Origin of the sequence: Flavobacterium sp. NRK F7, from assembly GCF_024054195.1 — a bacterium.
Taxonomy (GTDB): domain Bacteria; phylum Bacteroidota; class Bacteroidia; order Flavobacteriales; family Flavobacteriaceae; genus Flavobacterium.
In genome coordinates this window covers 2,905,743-2,925,727 of the sequence record NZ_JAMXLB010000001.1, presented here as the reverse complement: position 1 = coordinate 2,925,727, position 19,985 = coordinate 2,905,743, and the positions used below count along the sequence as shown (strand labels likewise).

Here is a 19,985-nt window from a genome sequence, read left to right as displayed (position 1 = left end):
TTATGATAAAATTACAACAGCTATCCTATAAGTTGACTTTCATCTTAGTGTTTGGGATTTTAAATTTTTCTTATGCACAAAAAAAAGTAATTGGATATGTTCCCAATTGGATTGATTTAAATGCTTTTTCCAATAGTATTCAATACAGTAAATTAACCCATATTAATATCGCATTTGAAAATCCAGATGCAAATGGGTATCTTTCTTTCCAAAGTGCAAATAGTACACTTATACAAAGAGCGCATTCAAATAATGTGAAAGTATTTGTTTCAATCGGAGGAGGTGCTATTTCAGAAGGAGGCGCTATTCGTGATAATTTTTTCAACCAAATGAGTGCAGGTAACAGAGCATCATTCGTACAAAAATTAACCAACTATGTAATCAGTCATAATTTTGATGGGATTGATGTAGATTTAGAAGGCCCAGCAATTAATGGAGATTATGGCAATTTTATTATTGAATTAGCCAATAGTATGCACGCCAATAATAAACAAATTACGGCAGCTTTATCTCAAGGATATGGAGGAGCCAATGTACCTTCGTATACTTTTTCTTATTTTGATTGGATTAATATAATGGCTTATGATGCTACTGGACCATGGAATCCCAGTAATCCAGGCCAACATTCTCCCTATAGTATGGCGGTAGATCAGTTTAATTATTGGACAGGTAGAGGATTACCTAGTAATAAAGCAATAATTGGTGTACCTTTTTATGGTTATGGTTTTGGAAGTTCTGCTAATCAAGGAATTTCATATGCTGATATTGTAAACACCTATCCCGGTGCAGAAAATGTGGATCAAGTAGCGAATACAATTTATTATAATGGTATTCCTACCATTAAACAAAAAACTACATTTGCCGTTCAAAATGCTGGTGGAGTGATGATTTGGCAATTAGCTCAAGATGCTGTTGGTCCTAAATCGTTATTAACGGCTATTGATCAAGTTATTAATGGTGGCCAACCTCAAAACGGGGTTGCAACGGTTTATAAACATTGTAATTATGATGGATATGCCGTTTCTTTGCCAGTTGGAAATTATACCTTAAGTCAATTGCAAGCTAGAGGCGTTTTAGATAATGATGTTTCTTCTGTAAAAGCGCAAAGTGGTTACGAAATTGTACTGTACGCAAATGATAATTTTACTGGTACTGCAGTAACTATTACTTCAAACGATGCCTGTTTAGTAGATAACAATTTTAATGACGCTACCACTTCAATACGCGTTCGTACTGCTACAAATTCGTCTTCTGTTTTTGTTCAAGCAGAAAATTACTCCAATATGAGTGGAATTCAGACAGAACCCACTACTGATTCCGGTGGTGGTTTGAATGTGGGTTATGCCGATACCGGTGATTGGATGGCTTATAATAGTATTACTTTTCCAACTTCTGGTGCTTATTTAATTGAGTATCGCGTTGCGAGTGCTGTAAATGGAGCTATGCTTTCAGCGGATTTGAATGCTGGGTCAATTCAATTAGGTAATGTTCCAGTTCCAAATACAGGAGGCTGGCAAAATTGGCAAACGGTTTCACATACAGTAAATGTAAATGCAGGAACCTATAATTTTGGTATTTATATACAAAGTAGTGGTGTCAATTTAAATTGGTTTAGAATTACGAAAGTAAGTAACGCTGCTAGAACTGTTGCTTTAGAGGAAGATAAAAAAGAAAGTACTCCTATTGATTTCAACTTTTATCCGAACCCAGTTGAAAACGGTTTGAATTTTAGTTCTCCAATGAAGGATGTAAAAGTTACTGTGTATACACTTTCTGGTTTACCAATAATTACAACTGAAACTGTTGAAAATTATTTAGATGTATCTGAATTAGCATCAGGAATATATGTTATTGTTTTCGATACTTCGGAAACAAAAATTATCAAAAAATTTATAAAAAAATAAGATAAGCAAAGCCCTAGAAGATAATTCTAGGGCTTTGTTGTATTCTTTACTTAAAAATAAAATATATGAAATATAATAAAAGAAATATTCTATACATGTTGTTGTTTGTTTTTTCTACTCCAATACTGTATGCTCAGAATTGGCAATTGGTTTGGCAAGATGAATTTACAAATGGAATAGGTCCTGACTGGGTTTTCGAAACTGGAAATGGAGGCTGGGGAAATAATGAGCTACAATACTACCGACAACAAAATGCAACAGTTGAGAACGGTAATTTAGTTATTACGGCTAAGAGAGAATCTTTTGGAGGATCTAACTATACCTCTGCTAGAATGAAAACTCAAGGTAGAAAATCTTGGAAATATGGTAAAATAGAAGCTCGAATTGCCATGCCTTCTTTTCAAGGTATTTGGCCAGCTTTTTGGATGTTAGGGGATAATATAAGCTCGGTAGGTTGGCCAAGTTGTGGAGAAATTGATATCATGGAGCATGTGAATGGTGGCGGACAAGTAGTAGGAACTATCCATTGGGAAGAAAACGGTCATGCTTCTTATTCGGGCTATACTGATACTAATATAACGGCCTATCATTTATATACTGTTGAATGGGACGAAAACTTAATTAAATGGTTTGTAGATGGTGTAAAATATCATGAAGTGAGTATTGCTGGTGGTGTTAATGGAACAAGTGAATTTCATAATAACTTCTTTATTTTGCTCAATTTAGCAGTTGGTGGCAACTGGCCAGGATTTAACATCGATAATAACGGTTTTCCAGCAAGAATGTTGATCGATTATGTTAGAGTGTACCAAAAAGGAGTAAACCCACCAACTAATGGTGTGGCAACAGTTTACAAGCACTGCAATTACGGTGGTTATGCGGTTTCTTTACCAGAAGGAAATTATACTTTAGGTCAATTACAAGCTAGAGGCGTTTTAGACAATGATATTTCATCTGTAAAAGTACAAAGTGGCTATGAAATGGTTTTGTATGCCAATGATAATTTTACAGGTAATTCAATTGTTGTTAGAGGAGATGATACCTGTTTGGTTGATAATAATTTTAATGATGTTGCTACTTCTGTACGTGTAAGACCAGCTACTAATAGTTCTTCGGTATTAATTCAAGCGGAAAATTATAGTGCTATGAATGGGGTTCAAACAGAGCCTACTACTGATACTGGTGGAGGCCTTAATGTCGGTTATGCCGATACAGGTGATTGGATGGCGTATAATGGAATTACATTTCATTCTTCGGGAAGTTATTTAATTGAATATCGAGTGGCTAGTGCGGTAAATGGCGCAGCTTTGTCAGCCGATTTGAATGCAGGTGCTATTCCTTTAGGAAATGTAGCGGTTCCTAATACTGGTGGTTGGCAAAATTGGCAAACGGTTTCTCATACAGTAAATGTAAATGCAGGAACCTATAATTTTGGAATTTACATTCAGAGTAGTGGTGTTAATTTAAATTGGATTCGAATTACTAAAGTTGGTGCGATTACTTCTAAAAATGCAATTATTTCAAATGAAAATATCAAAGCATTAGTGATTTATCCTAATCCTGTTGAAAACACGCTTCACTTTACTACAGAAATTGCAACTTCAAAAATTACGATTTTCAATGTTCAAGATGGAACTGCAATTGAAGTGAAAGTAAAAGGGAAAACAATAGATGTTTCTCATTTGAAACCAGGTATTTATAGTCTTGTAGTCGAAAATGAAGGAAATAAAGAAGAAAAACGTTTTATCAAAAAATAAGGTTTAACGGATAAGTAAAAAGCAGTGTTATTAGGACACTGCTTTTTTATTTTAAGTATTTAAGATTTTATTTTTAACGTCTTTTCCATAATTTCTTCCAATAGGTAATTTATGCGTTAAAATTTGAATTCGATTGCCTTCAATGGATTTTATTTTATCGATAGCTATGATAAATGATTTATGAATACGAATGAATTTATCTATAGGTAATTCTTCCGATAAAGAGGCCAAAGATTTTAGAGTAATGTAAGATTTATCGGCTGTAACTACTTTAATATATTCTTTCATACCTTCGATAAAAAGAATTTCTTCCATTAGAATTTTAATCATTTTTTTATCTGATTTTATAAAAATATGATGATCTGTTTTAGATGTTTCTTGTTTGATTCCGTTTTTAACATCTAATTCTGCAGTTATTTTACCAATTGATTTAATAAACCGCGATAATGGTATTGGTTTTACTAAATAATCCACTACATCTAAATCATAACTTTCTGCAGCAAATTCTCTAAAAGCAGTCGTGATGATTACTCTAGTATCAATCAATTTTATTAAATCAAAACCACTCATTACAGGCATGTTGATGTCTAAAAATGCCACATCAACTGGATTGTTTTTAATATAATCTAGCGCCTCTAGAGAGTTATAAAAAACCCCTACAATTTCAAATTCTGGAAAATTAACGAAATAATTTTGCAAAACTTTTACAGCAAGTGGTTCATCATCTACTAAAACACATTTAATCTTCATACACAGGTATTTGTAAAAGAATAATAAAATAGTTGAATTTTATTTTTTGTTCAAAAATAAAATTGTCTTTATAAAGCAATTTGAGTCTACTTTTAGTGTTTTGTAAACCAATTCCTTTCTTTAAATTGGGCACTTGTGAAGATACAAAATTATTTATTATTTCAAAATGGAGCCTCTCATTTTTATCCGTTTTGAAGTTAATCGTAATTTTTAAATGTTTGTTATTCATGCCACCATGTTTGAATGCATTTTCAATAAGAGAAATGAATAGTAAAGGTGGTACTTTTACATTTTCTATATTCGAATCTATATTGATAGTAACATCGACTTCTTCAAAACGGAGTTTTTCAATTTCTATATAATTTTCGATATAATCTATTTCTTTAATTAAGGGAACAAATTTGGTGTCTTTAATATCATAAAGGACATATTCCATTAATTTTGAAAGTTTTAAAATAACCACAGGAACTTTATCTGATGAAGCTAAGGACAAAGCATACAAATTATTCAACGTATTAAAAAAGAAATGAGGCTGAATTTGTGTTTTTAAATATTTCAATTTGATTTTAAACTGGCTTTCTGTTAAGGCTCTATTTCTTTCTCTTTCTCGTAACCAAGTTAATGTAAAATAGACTGATGAAGCCATAGACAAAACGTATAACTCTCCAATACAAACTGCGACGATATGATTCACATCAAAGGGTTTATATTCTCTATTGGCTTCAGGCCAAATATTTTCTGAAATTAGATAATATGTTAGTCCCGTTTTTAATAAATAGATGAGAAATAAACTGGCCAAAAGTGCAAGCCCAAATTTTAAATAGTGTGGTTTTAAAACAAATTTTGGAACTAATACAAATAAGTTAAAATATACTAATGGAATATGTAGTGTAAATTCGATTAAATTCGATTGAAAAGAATATTCATAATCATTAAAATAAGCGCCCCATCGTAAAGTGTTTAAAATAAAATAGACACTCCAAAACCAAAAATGATAAATTGGCTTTATTTCAAAATTAATTTTGTTCACGCTTTAAATAGTTGTTGTTTGAATAATTCGCAATTTTAGTTAAAATATTATAAAAAACACTCTTTTTTTTAATATTTATTTCAATTTTTAATCTAAAAATCATTTTTTTTAATAATGAGTATACTTTTGTTTTAGATTACAAAAAAAGCTTTATATATCAGTCGTTTGCGTATTGTTGAGTAATTTTTGTCGTTTGTTGAACGTAAAATGTCGTTTGTTTAATATATTTTTTTAAGAAATACTATAAGAATAAATTTACAGTATTAACTAACAAATAAACAAATCGATTAATGAAAAAAATTGTATTACTCCTTATGATTGTTTTTGCTGTACAAAATTCTTTTGCGCAAGTAAAAACCATCAATGGTACAGTAACCGACCTGGAAGGCATACCATTACCCTCTGCCAATATTCTTATCCAAGGTACTTCTCGAGGAACCGATTCGGATTTCGATGGAAAATTTACAATTCAAGTCAATGTGGGGGAAACTTTATTAGTTTCTTACATTGGTTATGAAACTCAAAAAATTCTTATTGGAGAACAAAATAATTTAAACATTCAATTAAAAGAATCGGATGCTAATAAATTAAAAGAAGTTGTTGTAACCTCTCTAGGTATTAAGAAAACTAGAAAATCTTTAACCTATGCTGCTCAAGAAATTAAAGCAGAAGAATTAACAAGAGTACGAGATGTAAATATTGTGAATACTATTGCTGGTAAAGTTGCAGGGGTAACTGTTACTAAAAGTGCAGGAGGAACAGGAGGTTCTACTAAAGTTGTTATACGTGGAAATTCTTCAGTGAATAATAACCAACCTCTTTACGTAATTGATGGTATTCCAATGTTAAACGTGGGGGCTGGTCAGCCAAATGATACTTTCGGAAGTTTAGCTGGTGGTAACAAAGATGGTGGAGATGTAGTCTCTTTAATAAACCCAGATGATTACGATGGAATGACGGTACTTAAAGGAGCTGCAGCATCAGTATTGTATGGTAGTCAAGGAGCAAATGGAGTTATTTTATTATCTTCTAAAAGACCACAAATTGGAAAAGCTAGTATTACAGCTGGTTCTGTTACTACTTTTGAAACGGCTGCTTATTTACCAGAATTTCAAACCGATTATATAGCAGCGTCAGGAGCAGATGAGAGTTGGGGAGCGGCTCAAAAGACTAGAGATCATGTAAAAGATTTTTTTGATACAGCTGTAACTCAAACTACTTCAGTAGGATATGCATTAGCTTCTGAAAATGCTGCTACATCATTTTCTTTTGCCAATGTTGATGCTTCTGGAATTATTCCAGGCAATCATTTAAAGAAAAATAATTTTGGAATTCGTCAAACCGCTAAATTTTTTAAAGACAAACTTACTTTTTCTGCAAATGCAAATTACACGTCACAATCCATTATAAATAAACCGGTAAATGGTTTTTATTTTAACCCACTTACAGGAGTATATTTAATGCCAAGAGGAAATGATTTTAATTATTATAAAAATAATTATGAAGTGTATGACCCAACCAGAAACTTAATGGCTCAAAATTGGATGACGAATAGAGATATTATGCAAAACCCGTATTGGGCAATTAACCGAAATAAATCAGAGGATGAGAATCATTTTTTTAACGGGGCCTTATCTTTATCCTATAAAATTAACGATTGGTTAAGTATTGCTTCAAGATACAGTTACAATAGAATTACAAGTGAATTTGATAAAAAGATATATGCTACTACACAAGGAACATTATCTCATAGTAATGGTAGATATATCAATGAAAATTCGGTTAGCACACAAAGATATGCCGATTTAATTGCTACTATAAATACAAAATTTAATGAAGAATTTAGTTTAAATGCAAATATTGGTACGAGTGTAACCAACACCATGATCAATCAAAAAACAGGTTTAGATTCTGGAATTAGTGCAGGATTACAATATGCCAACTGGTTTACCTTGCACAACTTTGTAAATAATAATGGAAATTATCAAACCATAGATTCTAGAAAAGAAGTTCAATCTGTATTTGCAGTAGCTACTTTAGGATATAAAGAAATGTTGTTTTTAGATGTAGCAGGTAGGAATGATTGGTCATCCGCTTTAGTAAATTCAGATAAAATTGGATTTTTCTATCCTTCTGTTGGGGTTACTGGAATAATTAGTGAAATGACTGAAATGCCAGATTTTATTAACTTTGGTAAAGTAAGAGCTACTTTCGCTCAAGTAGGTAATGATGTATATCCTTTCGTTACATCGCCAACGTATTATCAAACTCCTGCAAACCCTAATTCTAATAACCCTAATGCAGGTCCTAAAACAGGAACCTCTTTAAAACCAGAGTTAAAATCGGAATTTGAAATTGGTACAGAATGGAGACTGTTTAATAATCGTCTAGGTTTTGAAGTTTCGTATTATAATTCAGAAACAAAAAATCAATATCTGCAAGTCATTGCTCCTGTAGGAAATAGTCAAGGTTTAACCTATTATGGTTTTAATGCAGGTAATATCAAGAATAAAGGGATTGAAGCTATTATAACAGGTGGTATTGTTAGAAAAGAAAAATTTTCTTGGGACACAACAATTAACTTCTCTAAAAACACCAATCAAGTAAATGGAATTCCAGCAGAACTAGGAAACCGATTGAACTTAACAGAAGCTGGAGTAAATAGTTATAGATATTCCCTAATTGAAGGAAGACCTTTTGGAGTTATCGAAGGAATTAATTTTAAACGAGACGACCAAGGAAGAATCTTATTAAATGACGATGGAACTTTTCAAAGAACTGATTTTGAAGAGGTAGGTAATGCAAATCCTGATTTTATGCTTGGTTTTTCTAATTCTTTCAAATTTGGAAACTTCACCGCTAATATTCTTTTAGACGGTCGTTTTGGTGGTGATGTTATGAGTTTAACGCAAGCACAAAATGATGCATTTGGAGTTTCTAAGGCATCTGGAGATGCAAGAAACGCAGGAGGAGTTCCTATTAATGGTGTACGTGCAAGTGATGGGGTGCCCGTAACAAGTATGGATGCTCAATCCTACTACACACAAGTGGGAGGAAGAGCAGGAATTTCAGGAGAATATGTATATGATGCTACTAATGTAAGTGTTAGAGAAATCTCTATTGGGTATACCATTGGAACAAAATTAATCCCATTTTTTGATAAAGCTTCTGTTTCATTAATTGCTAGAAACCTGTTTTTTATTTACAAAGATGCACCATTCGATCCTAATATTGCTTTAAGTACAGGCGAAGGCTTACAAGGTGTAGATATTTATGGTTTGCCTTCTACGAGAAGTATTGGGATCAATTTAAATGTAACTTTTTAAAACAAACACAATGAAACTTTATAATATAACAAAAAAAACACTATTAGTATCCATGCTAACCATAGCAGGATGTACAAATAACTTTGAAGAGATTAATACCAATCCAAATGGATTTACTCAAGAGCAATTAGAACAAGATTTCAATCATATTAGAAGTGCCTTTAGGCCCATTTTTAATAATCTTCAAGTACTAGATCCTGTTTGGGTATACCAATTGCAACAAGGTTTAAATGCAGATATTTGGTCGGGTTACATGGCTACACCAACCCCTTTTGCTGGAAATATTAATAATACCACCTATTCTTTGGTGAATGGATGGAATGGTTTTATTTGGGATTATGCATATCGAAATGTCATGTTTAATGCGTATTATATTGCCAATAATTCTAAAGATAAATACGATCAGTTTTATGCCCTTTCTCTAATTTTAAAAGTAGAAGGAATGCATCGTGTGACTGATATTTTTGGACCCATAATTTATTCCGATTTTGGTTCTTTGGAAACGACTATTGCTTATGATTCTCAAGAAGAAGTCTATAATCAAATGTTTGAAGAATTGGATTTTGCTGTAGGTGAATTAACAGCACGATACAATGCGGGTGAACCATCTACTTTTACCGCTACTGATTTATCTGGTTATGGGGGTGATTATAAGCAATGGGTAAAATTTGCCAATACATTGCGACTACGTTTAGCCATGCATATTGTGAAAATTAATCCTGTTTTAGCTAAAAGTGAAGCCGAAAAAGCCATTGCACATGAATTTGGAGTATTAACAACCAATGATGATATTTTTAAAGTGGTTTCTCCAGTTTATACGAATCCTATTGCTACCATTAGCGGTTCTTGGTTGGATATTAGAATGTCTGCTGATATGGAATCGATATTAGGAGGCTATGAAGATCCTAGAGTTGCCACTTATTTTGATACATCTGCTGAATTTCCAGGTGAATATAAAGGTGTTAGAACTGCTATTGACTTAGTTGCTAAGGCGGATCATCAAGATTTTTCAGGAATAGGTTCTATCGTCCGTTCTAATGAAATTGTTTTAATGACTACAGCTGAAGCTTATTTTCTAAGAGCTGAAGGAGCCTTGAGAGGTTGGGCAATGGGAGGAACAGCACAATCTTTTTACGAACAAGGAATTGCCTTATCATTTGAACAACATGGAGCTTCAGGAGCAGCTACTTATATAGCAGACAATGTGAAAACGGCTCAAGATTATGTAGATCCTAATTTTCCTGTAAATAATGCATTAGCAGTTAATACTGTAACGGTAGCATGGGATGATTTAGCCACAAATGAAATCAAATTACAAAAAATTATTACTCAAAAATGGATTGCTGGTTTTCCTGAAGGACAAGAAGCATGGACCGATTATAGAAGAACTGGTTATCCCAAATTATTTCCGGCTTTAGTAAATTATAGTGGAGGAACTATAGATTCTCAATTAGGCCCAAGAAGAATCAATTTCGCGCAGTCAGAAATTAGTAATAATGCAGGTGGAGTAGCAACAGGTGTCGCGCATTTAGGTGGTCCAGATAATGGAGGAACAAGACTTTGGTGGGATACTACAGGACCTAATTTTTAATTATAAACCTAAATTCCTATCCTGATACTAACAGCCAAAATACAAAAGCAATAAATTTTTTAATACGAATATAATAATGAAAAGTGCTATAGAAATTAATCGCGATATAAGCTATAAAAGCGCTGGAAAATTTGAAGAAACAAGATTTGAAAAAATTCATTGCGAAATTTTTAAAAATTCTATGGAAGCCTCTAAAATTGTAGCTCAGGAAATAGCGCAATTAATTAGATCAAAAAAAGAAAAAAATAAAACCTGTGTTTTAGGGCTAGCAACAGGTTCTTCACCCATTAAAGTATATGAAGAATTGGTTAGAATGCATAGAGAAGAAGGGTTAAGTTTTGCAAATGTTGTGACTTTTAATTTGGATGAATATTATCCAATGAATAAAGAAAATAAACAAAGTTATCATTATTTCATGCATCAGCATTTATTCAATCACATAGATATTTTACCAGAAAATGTAAATATTCCTGATGGAACGATTCCTTTAGAGGAACTAAATCAATACTGTATCGATTATGAAATGAAGATTAAAGAATCTGGAGGATTGGATTTTCAACTATTAGGAATAGGTAGAACTGGGCACGTTGGTTTTAATGAACCAGGATCGCATGTCAATTCTGGAACACGAATCATTACCTTAGATCATATTACGCGTTCAGATGCTTCTTCCGATTTTAATGGTATTGATAATGTGCCTAAAAGGGCTATTACAATGGGAGTTTCTACCATTTTGCGTTCTAAAAGGATAGTACTTTTGGCTTGGGGCCAAAATAAAGCATCCATTGTTAAAAGAACTGTACAAGGTGATATTACTTCAGAAGTTCCCGCTACATTTTTGCAAAATCATACCAATGCTACTTTTGTATTGGATCAATCAGCGGCAGCCGATTTGACTCGTTTTAAAACACCATGGTTAGTAGGGGAATGTCTTTGGACTCAAGAATTAAAAAGTAAAGCCATTGTTTGGTTGTGCCAAAAAACGAACCAATCTATTTTAAAATTAACAGATAGAGATTACAATAATAATGGAATGTCTGATTTGTTAGCACAAGAAGGTTCTGCCTATCATCTGAATATTAATATGTTCAATGTTTTACAACATACTATAACGGGTTGGCCTGGTGGAAAACCCAATACAGATGATACGCATAGACCTGAAAGAGCCTTTCCTGAGAAAAAAAGAGTGATCTTGTTTAGTCCACATCCAGATGATGATGTAATTTCTATGGGTGGTACTTTTTCAAAACTCATTCGCCAAGGACATGATGTGCATGTGGTGTATCAAACTTCTGGAAACATTGCGGTTACGGATCAGGAAGCTTTAAAATTTGCTGAGGTTTGTAAAGATTTTGTAAATGATGCTCTGTGTTCTGATACCATTTCTAAAATAATTGATTTTTTAAATCATAAAAATGAAAATCAAGTAGATATATTAGAAGTAAGAAAGTTAAAAGGACTCATTAGAAGAAGAGAATCGTATGCTGCTACAAGATATATTGGCTTGAATGATCAAAATGTTCATTTTTTAGACTTACCATTTTATGAAACAGGCCAAGTGAAAAAGAATCCTTTAGGACAAGAAGATATTAGTATTGTTAGCAACATTATTAAAAAGATTAAACCACACCAAGTTTTTGCAGCAGGAGATTTAGCAGATCCACACGGAACTCATGAAGTGTGCTTGAATGCTATTTTTGCAGCAATGAAAAGTTTAAAAACAGAACCGTTTATGAATGATTGTTGGTTATGGCTGTATCGAGGTGCCTGGCATGAATGGGATATACATGAAATTGATATGGCTGTTCCTTTAAGTCCAGATGAGGTACTTTTAAAACGAAATGCCATACTCTTTCATCAATCCCAAAAAGATAGGGTGATGTTTCAAGGAAATGATTCTCGAGAATTTTGGGTTAGGGCGGAAGATAGAAATAAAAATACAGCTAAATTGTATGATGAATTAGGATTAGCTGAATACGAAGCTATTGAAGCCTTTAAAAAATTTGAGTATTAATATATTTATTTTGAGTTTGGGAGAAATGAAGAGGATGATTTTTTTATTCTCTTCTTTCTCATTTTTAACAGATTATAAATATAATATGACTTTAAAATAGCTACATTTAAAAAGTAAAGAAGTATCTAAATAACAATACCATTAATGAATTTAAAACACGCCTTAATTTTTGTTTTTTTTAGTTTAAACATTTATTCACAAACCGAAACTCAATCTCTAAGCCTAATACCATGGCCAAAAGAAATTCAAGTACAACAAGGATTTTTTAATATTAATCCAGAATTTAGCTTAAATATAACAGGAAACGCTCATCCAAGAATTTATAAAGCAGCAACTCATTTTTTAAGAAGGCTGGATGGAAGAACTGGATTATTTTTAAAGCAGGGTTTTATCGCAAAATCAAATGAAAACTCTAAAGCGCAATTGCAAATTCATTGTCAAAGAAAAGGGGATGTAAGTATTTATGAAGATGAAAGTTATTCGTTAGAAATTAATGAAAAATCAATTAAAATTGATGCTGTAACCGATATAGGTGCTCTTCGTGCATTAGAAACGTTATTACAGTTATTGCAAAATGATTCCAATACTTTTTTCTTTCCAATTGTTAGCATTTCAGATAGACCAGAGTTTAAATGGCGCGGTTTAATGATTGACGTGGCGAGACATTTTCAACCTGTTGAAGTTATTAAAAGAAATATTGATGCCATGGCTGCTGTAAAACTAAATGTATTGCATTGGCACTTAGTAGATGATCAAGGTTGGAGAATTGAATTAAAAAATAGAAAGAAACTGACAGAATTAGCTTCAGATGGTTATTATTATACGCAAGAAGAAATTAAAAATATCATTCAATATGCCGACGAAAGAGGAATTGTAGTAGTGCCAGAAATTGATGTTCCTGGACATGCAACGGCTATTTTAACCGCTTATCCTGAAATAGGTAGTAATTATAAGAAAAATCCAGAAGAACAAACTGCTTCAACCTATAGTATTGAAAGAAATGCGGGCGTTTTTCGACCAACACTTGATCCATCTAATCCCAATACATATAAGATATTAAGTGAAATCTTTGATGAGGTTTGTCCGTTGTTTCCAGGAAAATACTTTCATATTGGAGGTGATGAAAATGAAGGGAAAGCTTGGGATGATAATCCTGTAATTCAAGAATTCAAAAAGAAAAAAGGGTTTCAAACCAATCATGAATTACAAAGTTATTTTACCTTACAGTTAGTTCCCATGTTTAAAAAGCATGATAAAGATATTGTAGGTTGGGAAGAGATTATGAATGAAAAAATGCCAAAATCAACCATAATTCATTCCTGGAAAGGAACCAATGAAGGTTCTACTGCTGGAGCTTCTTTAATCAACGCGGTAAAAAAGGGTTATAGAACGATTCTTTCCAACGGCTTTTATATTGATTTAATGCAAAGTATTAACGAGCATTATATGTCGCCTATTATTCCCAAAAATGCTAAATTAACTACTAAAGAAAGAGAAAATATTTTGGGTGGGGAAGCTACGATGTGGAGTGAACTTGTTACAGCTCAAAACATCGATTCGAGAATTTGGCCTCGAACTATTGCTATTGCAGAATTATTTTGGTCAAACCCTCAAAATCCCGATGTTACTAATATGCTTCAAAGACTCCCTTCGGTATCCAATCGATTGGAAGAATTAGGAATTACACATATTAGAAATAGAGAAGTTATTCTTCGTAATATTGCCAACTATCAAAACACATCAGCTTTGGAATATTTTTCAAAGCTATGCGAACCTTTGAAAATTTATACTAGAAATAAAGGTGGAACAGAATATCAAATGTATTCTCCTTTTACGTTATTTGCAGATGCTTGTACAGTAGATGCTAGTGAAGCTTTACAATTTAATTGGGCTGTAAACCAATATTTAAAAGAAAATAATCCCACGAATTTAGCAACTGTTACTTCTTTTTTTGAACAATGGAAAAAGAACCATGAAGAATTAGTTGTTTTGAGTGAAAATGCACCTCTACTTCAACCCATATTGCCTCTTTCTGAAAATTTAAGTCTTTTGTCTGAAGAGTTATTACAAATTCTAAAGCATAATAAAGAATATGATTCAGTTTATCTCAATCAATTATGGGAAAAATGCAATTCAAAAGAACATGCTGATGTAGAATTAGCAGTAGTCATTGGGGTAAAAAAAATGATTGAAAATCTCAAATAAAAACAGAATTGCACAATATTGATTGTTTTTTGTTGTTCGTTTAATTTTTCTTGCGTTTGGTTGATTAATTTTTTTCAAAATTCTATTCCATCGTATATTCACCTAGATTGTAAAGTAATACAATCCTAATAAACAAACAATATACTAACAAAAAACAAACAAAATGGTAAGAAAACTCAATTATCTATTAGGTTTCTTTTTAATTTTCCCATTCTTGTTGCAAGCACAACCCAATCACAATAAAAAAGTGGTAGGTTACTATGCACAATGGGCAATTTATGCAAGAGATTTTAATGTAGACAAAATCGATGGGAGTAAATTAACCCATCTTATGTACGCTTTCTTTGGAACTGAATTTGATCCAGCAAACCCTCAAAGTGCAAAAATCAAATCGTTAGATACGTATGCCGATTTTGAGCATACTGAAGGCGGAGCACCTTGGAATGCAACTCCAAAGGGTAATTTTTATGATTTAATGCAATTAAAACAGCGATATCCGCATCTGAAAATCTTAATTTCAATAGGAGGTTGGACTAAATCTCAAGATTTACCAGGAATTGCTGCTTCTCCAGTTGCTAGAACGGCTTTTGCTCAAAATATGGCCAACTTTTTAACTACTTATCCTTTTATTGATGGCTTTGATATTGATTGGGAATTTCCAATTATTGGTGGTATAGATGGTACAGAAGTAATTGGTGGGATAACACCTCCTGCACAACCGCATACTCCAAATGATCATAAAAATTTAGTGTATCTTTTAAAAGAAATGCGTTTGGCAATGCCAAATAAAATCATTTCTATTGCTGCAGGAAATAATGTCGTTCATGTGCCGAATCAATTTATAGGTCCTGGGAACAAAGCGCAATTTGGAATGCAAGATGATATTACTACATATTGTGATTTTATTACTTTTTTCGGGTATGACCTTGGAGGAAATTGGTACGATAAAACCTGTTACAATGCTCCTTTATATGGTAGTGGTAATACTAATGATCCTTTACATGCAAATAATGAATCGTTAGATCATTTAACAAATATCTATTTAAATACGTTAGCTATTCCAAATGATAAATTGGTCATGGGAATCCCTTTTTATGGAAAGATTTTTAATTCGGTTGCCAATAATGGAACCATACCTTCATTACCAGGTTTATTTGTTGCTGCTCCAAGAACTACAGGAAGTTGTGTGAATCCACAAGCTCCTCAAGGTACTTGGGATAATGCTTTTTGCGAATTTACTGGAAGTGTAGAATTTTGTGATTTGGCAGGTGCTAGTGGAACAACTGGACATCATTTTCTGAATCCTTCTAATTCTTCTTCTGTTTTACCAGCATCTTCAAGTGCAGGTTGGGTAAGATATTGGGATAATACAGCTAAAGTTCCGTATTTATATAACGCAACAACACATCAATTTGTAACTTACGATGATAAGGTTTCAATAGACGAAAAAGCAAAATATATCAAACAAAAGAATTTAGGTGGTGCTATGATTTGGGAACTTTCTCAAGATACAAGACCTGGAAGTCCAGAACCAGCTGCTTTGCTAGGACAAATAAATACTACTTTTTCTTCAAACGTTAATCCTCCTACAACTGTTACGCTAACTGTTGTTTTTAAGGATAATGCGAATACACCTATTTCTGGCGTTACTGCTGTTCTAACCAAAACCGGAACAAATACAACCGTTACCCAAGTTTCTGATACTAGTGGAAATGTACAATTCCCTAATACGGCTACGAATGCGGGTTATGTAATTACGTATACAAAAAATGGATATAATTTTACCCCTCAAACTACTTCAATAGCTTCGGGTAGTTTGTCTTCCAATGTTTCTTATGCTATTACAGGTTCTACGCAAACGAATCCTAGTTATACCATCTCTGGAAGTGTAAGAAATGGAACTACAGGATTATCTGGAATTACGGTAACTTTAACTGGGAATGGAGCTTCAAGAACAGCTACAACAACGAGCACTGGAAGTTATTCGTTTACCAATGTTACTGCGGGTCAAAATTATACGGTTGCTGCTTCCAATTCGGGTCAAACTTTTTTACCGGCATCAGCTAGTTTTTCGAACTTAAGTGCTAATCAAACGCAAGATTTTGCATTACAAGTTACCAGTTCTACTTATTTAATAAGTGGAACAGTCAAAAACGGAACAATTCCAGTTGCAGGTGCTAAAGTAGATTTAATTTTACCATGGACAGATAATACGCATAATTGGGTAAATCTTTCTACTAGAACTGATGCGCAAGGAAATTATCATTTTGAAAATGCAGCTTTGAGTGGTTATACCACTTATTCTAGCTTGAAATTAAATGCTTGGGAAAACAATGATGTAACGTATTATCCTTCTTATTCACAAGGAACTATTCCAACGTCACCACAAACTTTTAATTTTAATACGCAAACGGTTGTGAATACAACTCCTGTGGTGTCTATAACAGCTCCTACGACTTCAAATGTTGCAGTAAATTTAGGAAATGCAGTTAACTTGGCAGCAAATATAAGTTTAAGTGCAAATGATGGTACTACAATTGCATCTGTTGTATTTACTATAGATGGTCAAAATCTTACGGTAAGTAATACAGCAGGTAACTATACCGCTAGTTGGACTCCAACTGCCAGTCAATTTTCTGGAAATCATGTGCTAAAAGTTGTTGCAACAGCTTCTAATGGAACCACAGATGAGAAAACACATAATTTTACTTTAACATGTTCTGGTTCAAACTGTCCAAATCAATCGTATACCATTTCTGGAAGTGTACGAAACGGAACAACAGGTTTGTCAGGTGTTACGGTGACTTTAACTGGGAATGGAGCTTCAAGAACGGCTTCAACTTCAAGTACTGGAAGTTATTCGTTCTCCAATGTTACTGCGGGTCAAAATTATACGGTTGCTGCTTCCAATTCGGGTCAAACTTTTTTGCCTGCCTCAGCTAGTTTTTCTAATTTAAGTGCCAATCAAACACAAGACTTTGCATTACAAGTTTCAAATACTACTTATTTAATAAGTGGAACGGTCAAAAATGGAACTGTTCCTGTAGCTGGTGCCAAAGTAGATTTAATTTTACCTTGGACAGATAATACACACAATTGGGTTGATTTATCGACTCTAACAGATGCGCAAGGAAATTATCATTTTGAAAATGCTGCCTTAAGCGGTTATTCAACGTATTTAAGTCTTAAATTGAATGCTTGGGAGAATAATAACATAACTTATTTTCCTTCTTATTCACAAGGAACTATTCCAACATCTCCACAAACATTTAATTTTAATACGCAAGAGGTTGTAAATACAACTCCTTTGGTAACGATAACTGCCCCAACAACTGCATCAGTTGCTTTAAATTTAGGAAGTGCAGTTAACTTTGCAGCAAATGTTGGTTTAAGTGCCAACGATGGTACTACAATTGCATCAGTAGTATTTACTATAGATGGTCAAAATGTAACAGTAAGTAATACTGCAAGTAATTATACTGCTAGTTGGACTCCAACTGCTAGTCAATTTTCTGGAAATCATGTGCTAAAAGTTAAAGCTACCGCTTCGAATGGAACAACCGATGAGAAAACGCATACTTTTACCTTAACTTGTTCTGGTACGAATTGTCCTAATCAATTACCTATACTTACTTGGAATGCTCCATCAAGCACTACTATATATCAAAGCTCTTTTCAAACACTACCTATTTCAGTTTCTGCAACTGATTCGGATGGAACGATTGCAAATGTTACCATAACCGTTAATGGAAGTACGCATACGATGACAGCTGGAGCTAATAATACATATACATATAACTTTTTACCAACGGCCTATCAAGCCTATCCAATTGTAATTAAAGCAACGGATAATGTTTCAGGTCAAACCACTTTAAATAAGACGATTACAATAGCTACCATTTCGAATAACCGATTCAATCCTTTACCAAATAAAGTAGTTTTAGGTTATGCACATTCTTGGGAAAATGCGGAAGCTACTTTCTTGTATTTCAATCAAATGGTTGGAAAGAAATTTAATGTAGTGGCCTATGCTTTTATTGAAACAGTGAATAGAGATGGTTATACACCTGTTTTAACTACAAATGATAATCGTTACGTAACAAACGGAGTTTTCGATAGACAATTACTTAAAAATGATATCCAAACCTTACGAAATAGTGGCGTACCAGTAATAGTTTCTATTGGAGGACAAAACGGACACGTGGTTCTACAAACTGTTGCACAAAAAAATACGTTTGTAAATGGATTGAAAGCCATCATAGACGAGTTTCAATTTGATGGTGTAGATATCGATTTTGAAGGTGGTTCTATGGATTTTGGTGCAGCTGGATTAACAGATTTTTCTTATGCAGGAATTTCAGCTTACCCAAGATTGAAAAATGTGGTAGATGCATTTAAAGAACTAAAACAACACTACGGACCTGGATTTATCCTTACTGCTGCTCCAGAGACTTTTTATGTTCAAGTCGGTTATCAAAGTTTTGCAGGAACTGCAGGATCCTTTTTACCTGTTCTGCATAATTTAAGAAATGAAATGGACTTATTAATGGTACAATTGTATAATTCCGGACCAGTAGGTGGATTAGACAATCAAAACTATTTTTCAGCCACACCTAATTTTGTTACTTCTATGACGGATATGCTTCTTAAAGGATTTAATGTAGGGACTACTGGTTTTCATTTTGATGCTTTACCACCTTCTAAAGTAGTGGTAGCATTACCCGCTTGTCAACGTGCAGCAGGAACAGGATATTTAGCTCCTTCAGAGGTTGTTAAGGCGTTAGATTATCTACGTTTTGGGACTAATTTTTCGGGACGTACGTATACGATGCAACCAGGCGGTCCTTATCCAGATCTAAGAGGAGTAATGACATGGTCTGTAAATTGGGATGCAGCGGCTAGTTGTGCATCGAGTTATGGTTTCTCAGAAACATTAGGAAATTATTTCAATGGCTCTCCAATAGTTTCAAATCGTGTAAATAATGATGTGAAAGGCTATATTGTTGAAAATAAATTAACCATACAAGCAAAAACAGCATTAATTAAACAAGTGAATGTTTATAATTTGTTAGGACAATTAATTAAGCAACAAAATTTTGATGCGAATACGAATACTGTAGAAGTTTTTGATGATTATTTCAGCAATAAACAAATCTTCATCATAAAAGTTGTTGATAAAGAAGAAATTATAACAGAATTAAAAATATATTAGTTTTTTAAAATTGATATGGTTGTTAATAACCCCTTCCTATTAAAATTAGGTTGGGGTTTTTTTAAATAAAATACCTGTTTATATGCTTTTTTTAATTATTTTTTCAACTCAGGTGTTAATTTTTTAGTTAGTATTTGCTTATTAATAAAAAAAAATGTTAAATTTGACCCATTAACAATAAAATTAAAGGCTTATA

9 protein-coding genes are annotated in these 19,985 nt (G+C 33.1%); 7 read left to right on the top strand and 2 right to left on the bottom strand.

Annotated elements, in window-relative coordinates; all coding sequences use genetic code 11:
• Positions 1-2: 2 nt before the first annotated feature.
• Together NHF47_RS13250 and NHF47_RS13245 are read left to right on the top strand one after the other, a co-directional pair.
• Positions 3-1,904 carry a glycosyl hydrolase family 18 protein gene (locus NHF47_RS13250; RefSeq protein WP_252765378.1) on the top strand — a complete coding sequence of 634 codons (1,902 nt, stop codon included), beginning with the start codon at positions 3-5 and terminating at the stop codon, positions 1,902-1,904.
• A 65-nt stretch (positions 1,905-1,969) separates the two neighbouring features.
• Positions 1,970-3,661 carry a carbohydrate-binding protein gene (locus tag NHF47_RS13245; RefSeq protein ID WP_252765377.1) on the top strand — a complete coding sequence of 564 codons (1,692 nt, stop codon included), beginning with the start codon at positions 1,970-1,972 and terminating at the stop codon, positions 3,659-3,661.
• Positions 3,662-3,712: 51 nt separating this feature from the next.
• Here NHF47_RS13245 and NHF47_RS13240 read toward each other — a convergent pair whose 3' ends face one another.
• The gene (locus tag NHF47_RS13240) at positions 3,713-4,411 is read right to left on the bottom strand and encodes a LytTR family DNA-binding domain-containing protein (RefSeq protein WP_252765376.1); all 699 of its coding nucleotides are present in this window, start codon (positions 4,409-4,411) and stop codon (positions 3,713-3,715) included.
• Positions 4,401-5,441: a sensor histidine kinase gene (locus NHF47_RS13235; protein WP_252765375.1), complete on the bottom strand. Its 1,041-nt coding sequence runs from the start codon at positions 5,439-5,441 to the stop codon at positions 4,401-4,403. Before NHF47_RS13235 ends, NHF47_RS13240 begins: the two co-directional genes overlap by 11 nt.
• Positions 5,442-5,731: 290 nt before the next feature.
• On the opposite strand from NHF47_RS13235, the gene NHF47_RS13230 reads away from it, so the two are divergent.
• From NHF47_RS13230 to NHF47_RS13210, 5 genes are all read left to right on the top strand, one after another.
• The gene (locus tag NHF47_RS13230) at positions 5,732-8,767 is read left to right on the top strand and encodes a SusC/RagA family TonB-linked outer membrane protein (RefSeq protein ID WP_252765374.1); all 3,036 of its coding nucleotides are present in this window, start codon (positions 5,732-5,734) and stop codon (positions 8,765-8,767) included.
• A 10-nt stretch (positions 8,768-8,777) separates the two neighbouring features.
• A complete protein-coding gene (locus NHF47_RS13225; RefSeq protein ID WP_252765373.1) occupies positions 8,778-10,358 on the top strand; it encodes a RagB/SusD family nutrient uptake outer membrane protein in 1,581 nt (526 codons plus the stop codon).
• A 76-nt stretch (positions 10,359-10,434) separates the two neighbouring features.
• Positions 10,435-12,372, top strand: coding sequence for a glucosamine-6-phosphate deaminase (gene nagB, locus NHF47_RS13220; protein ID WP_252765372.1), 1,938 nt, complete (start codon positions 10,435-10,437; stop codon positions 12,370-12,372).
• A 144-nt stretch (positions 12,373-12,516) separates the two neighbouring features.
• Positions 12,517-14,577 (top strand): beta-N-acetylhexosaminidase, encoded by a 2,061-nt coding sequence (locus NHF47_RS13215; RefSeq protein ID WP_252765371.1) that lies wholly within the window; start codon positions 12,517-12,519, stop codon positions 14,575-14,577.
• A gap of 163 nt (positions 14,578-14,740) precedes the next feature.
• The gene (locus NHF47_RS13210; protein ID WP_252765370.1) at positions 14,741-19,789 is read left to right on the top strand and encodes a glycosyl hydrolase family 18 protein; all 5,049 of its coding nucleotides are present in this window, start codon (positions 14,741-14,743) and stop codon (positions 19,787-19,789) included.
• The last annotated feature ends 196 nt before the right edge of the window (positions 19,790-19,985 follow it).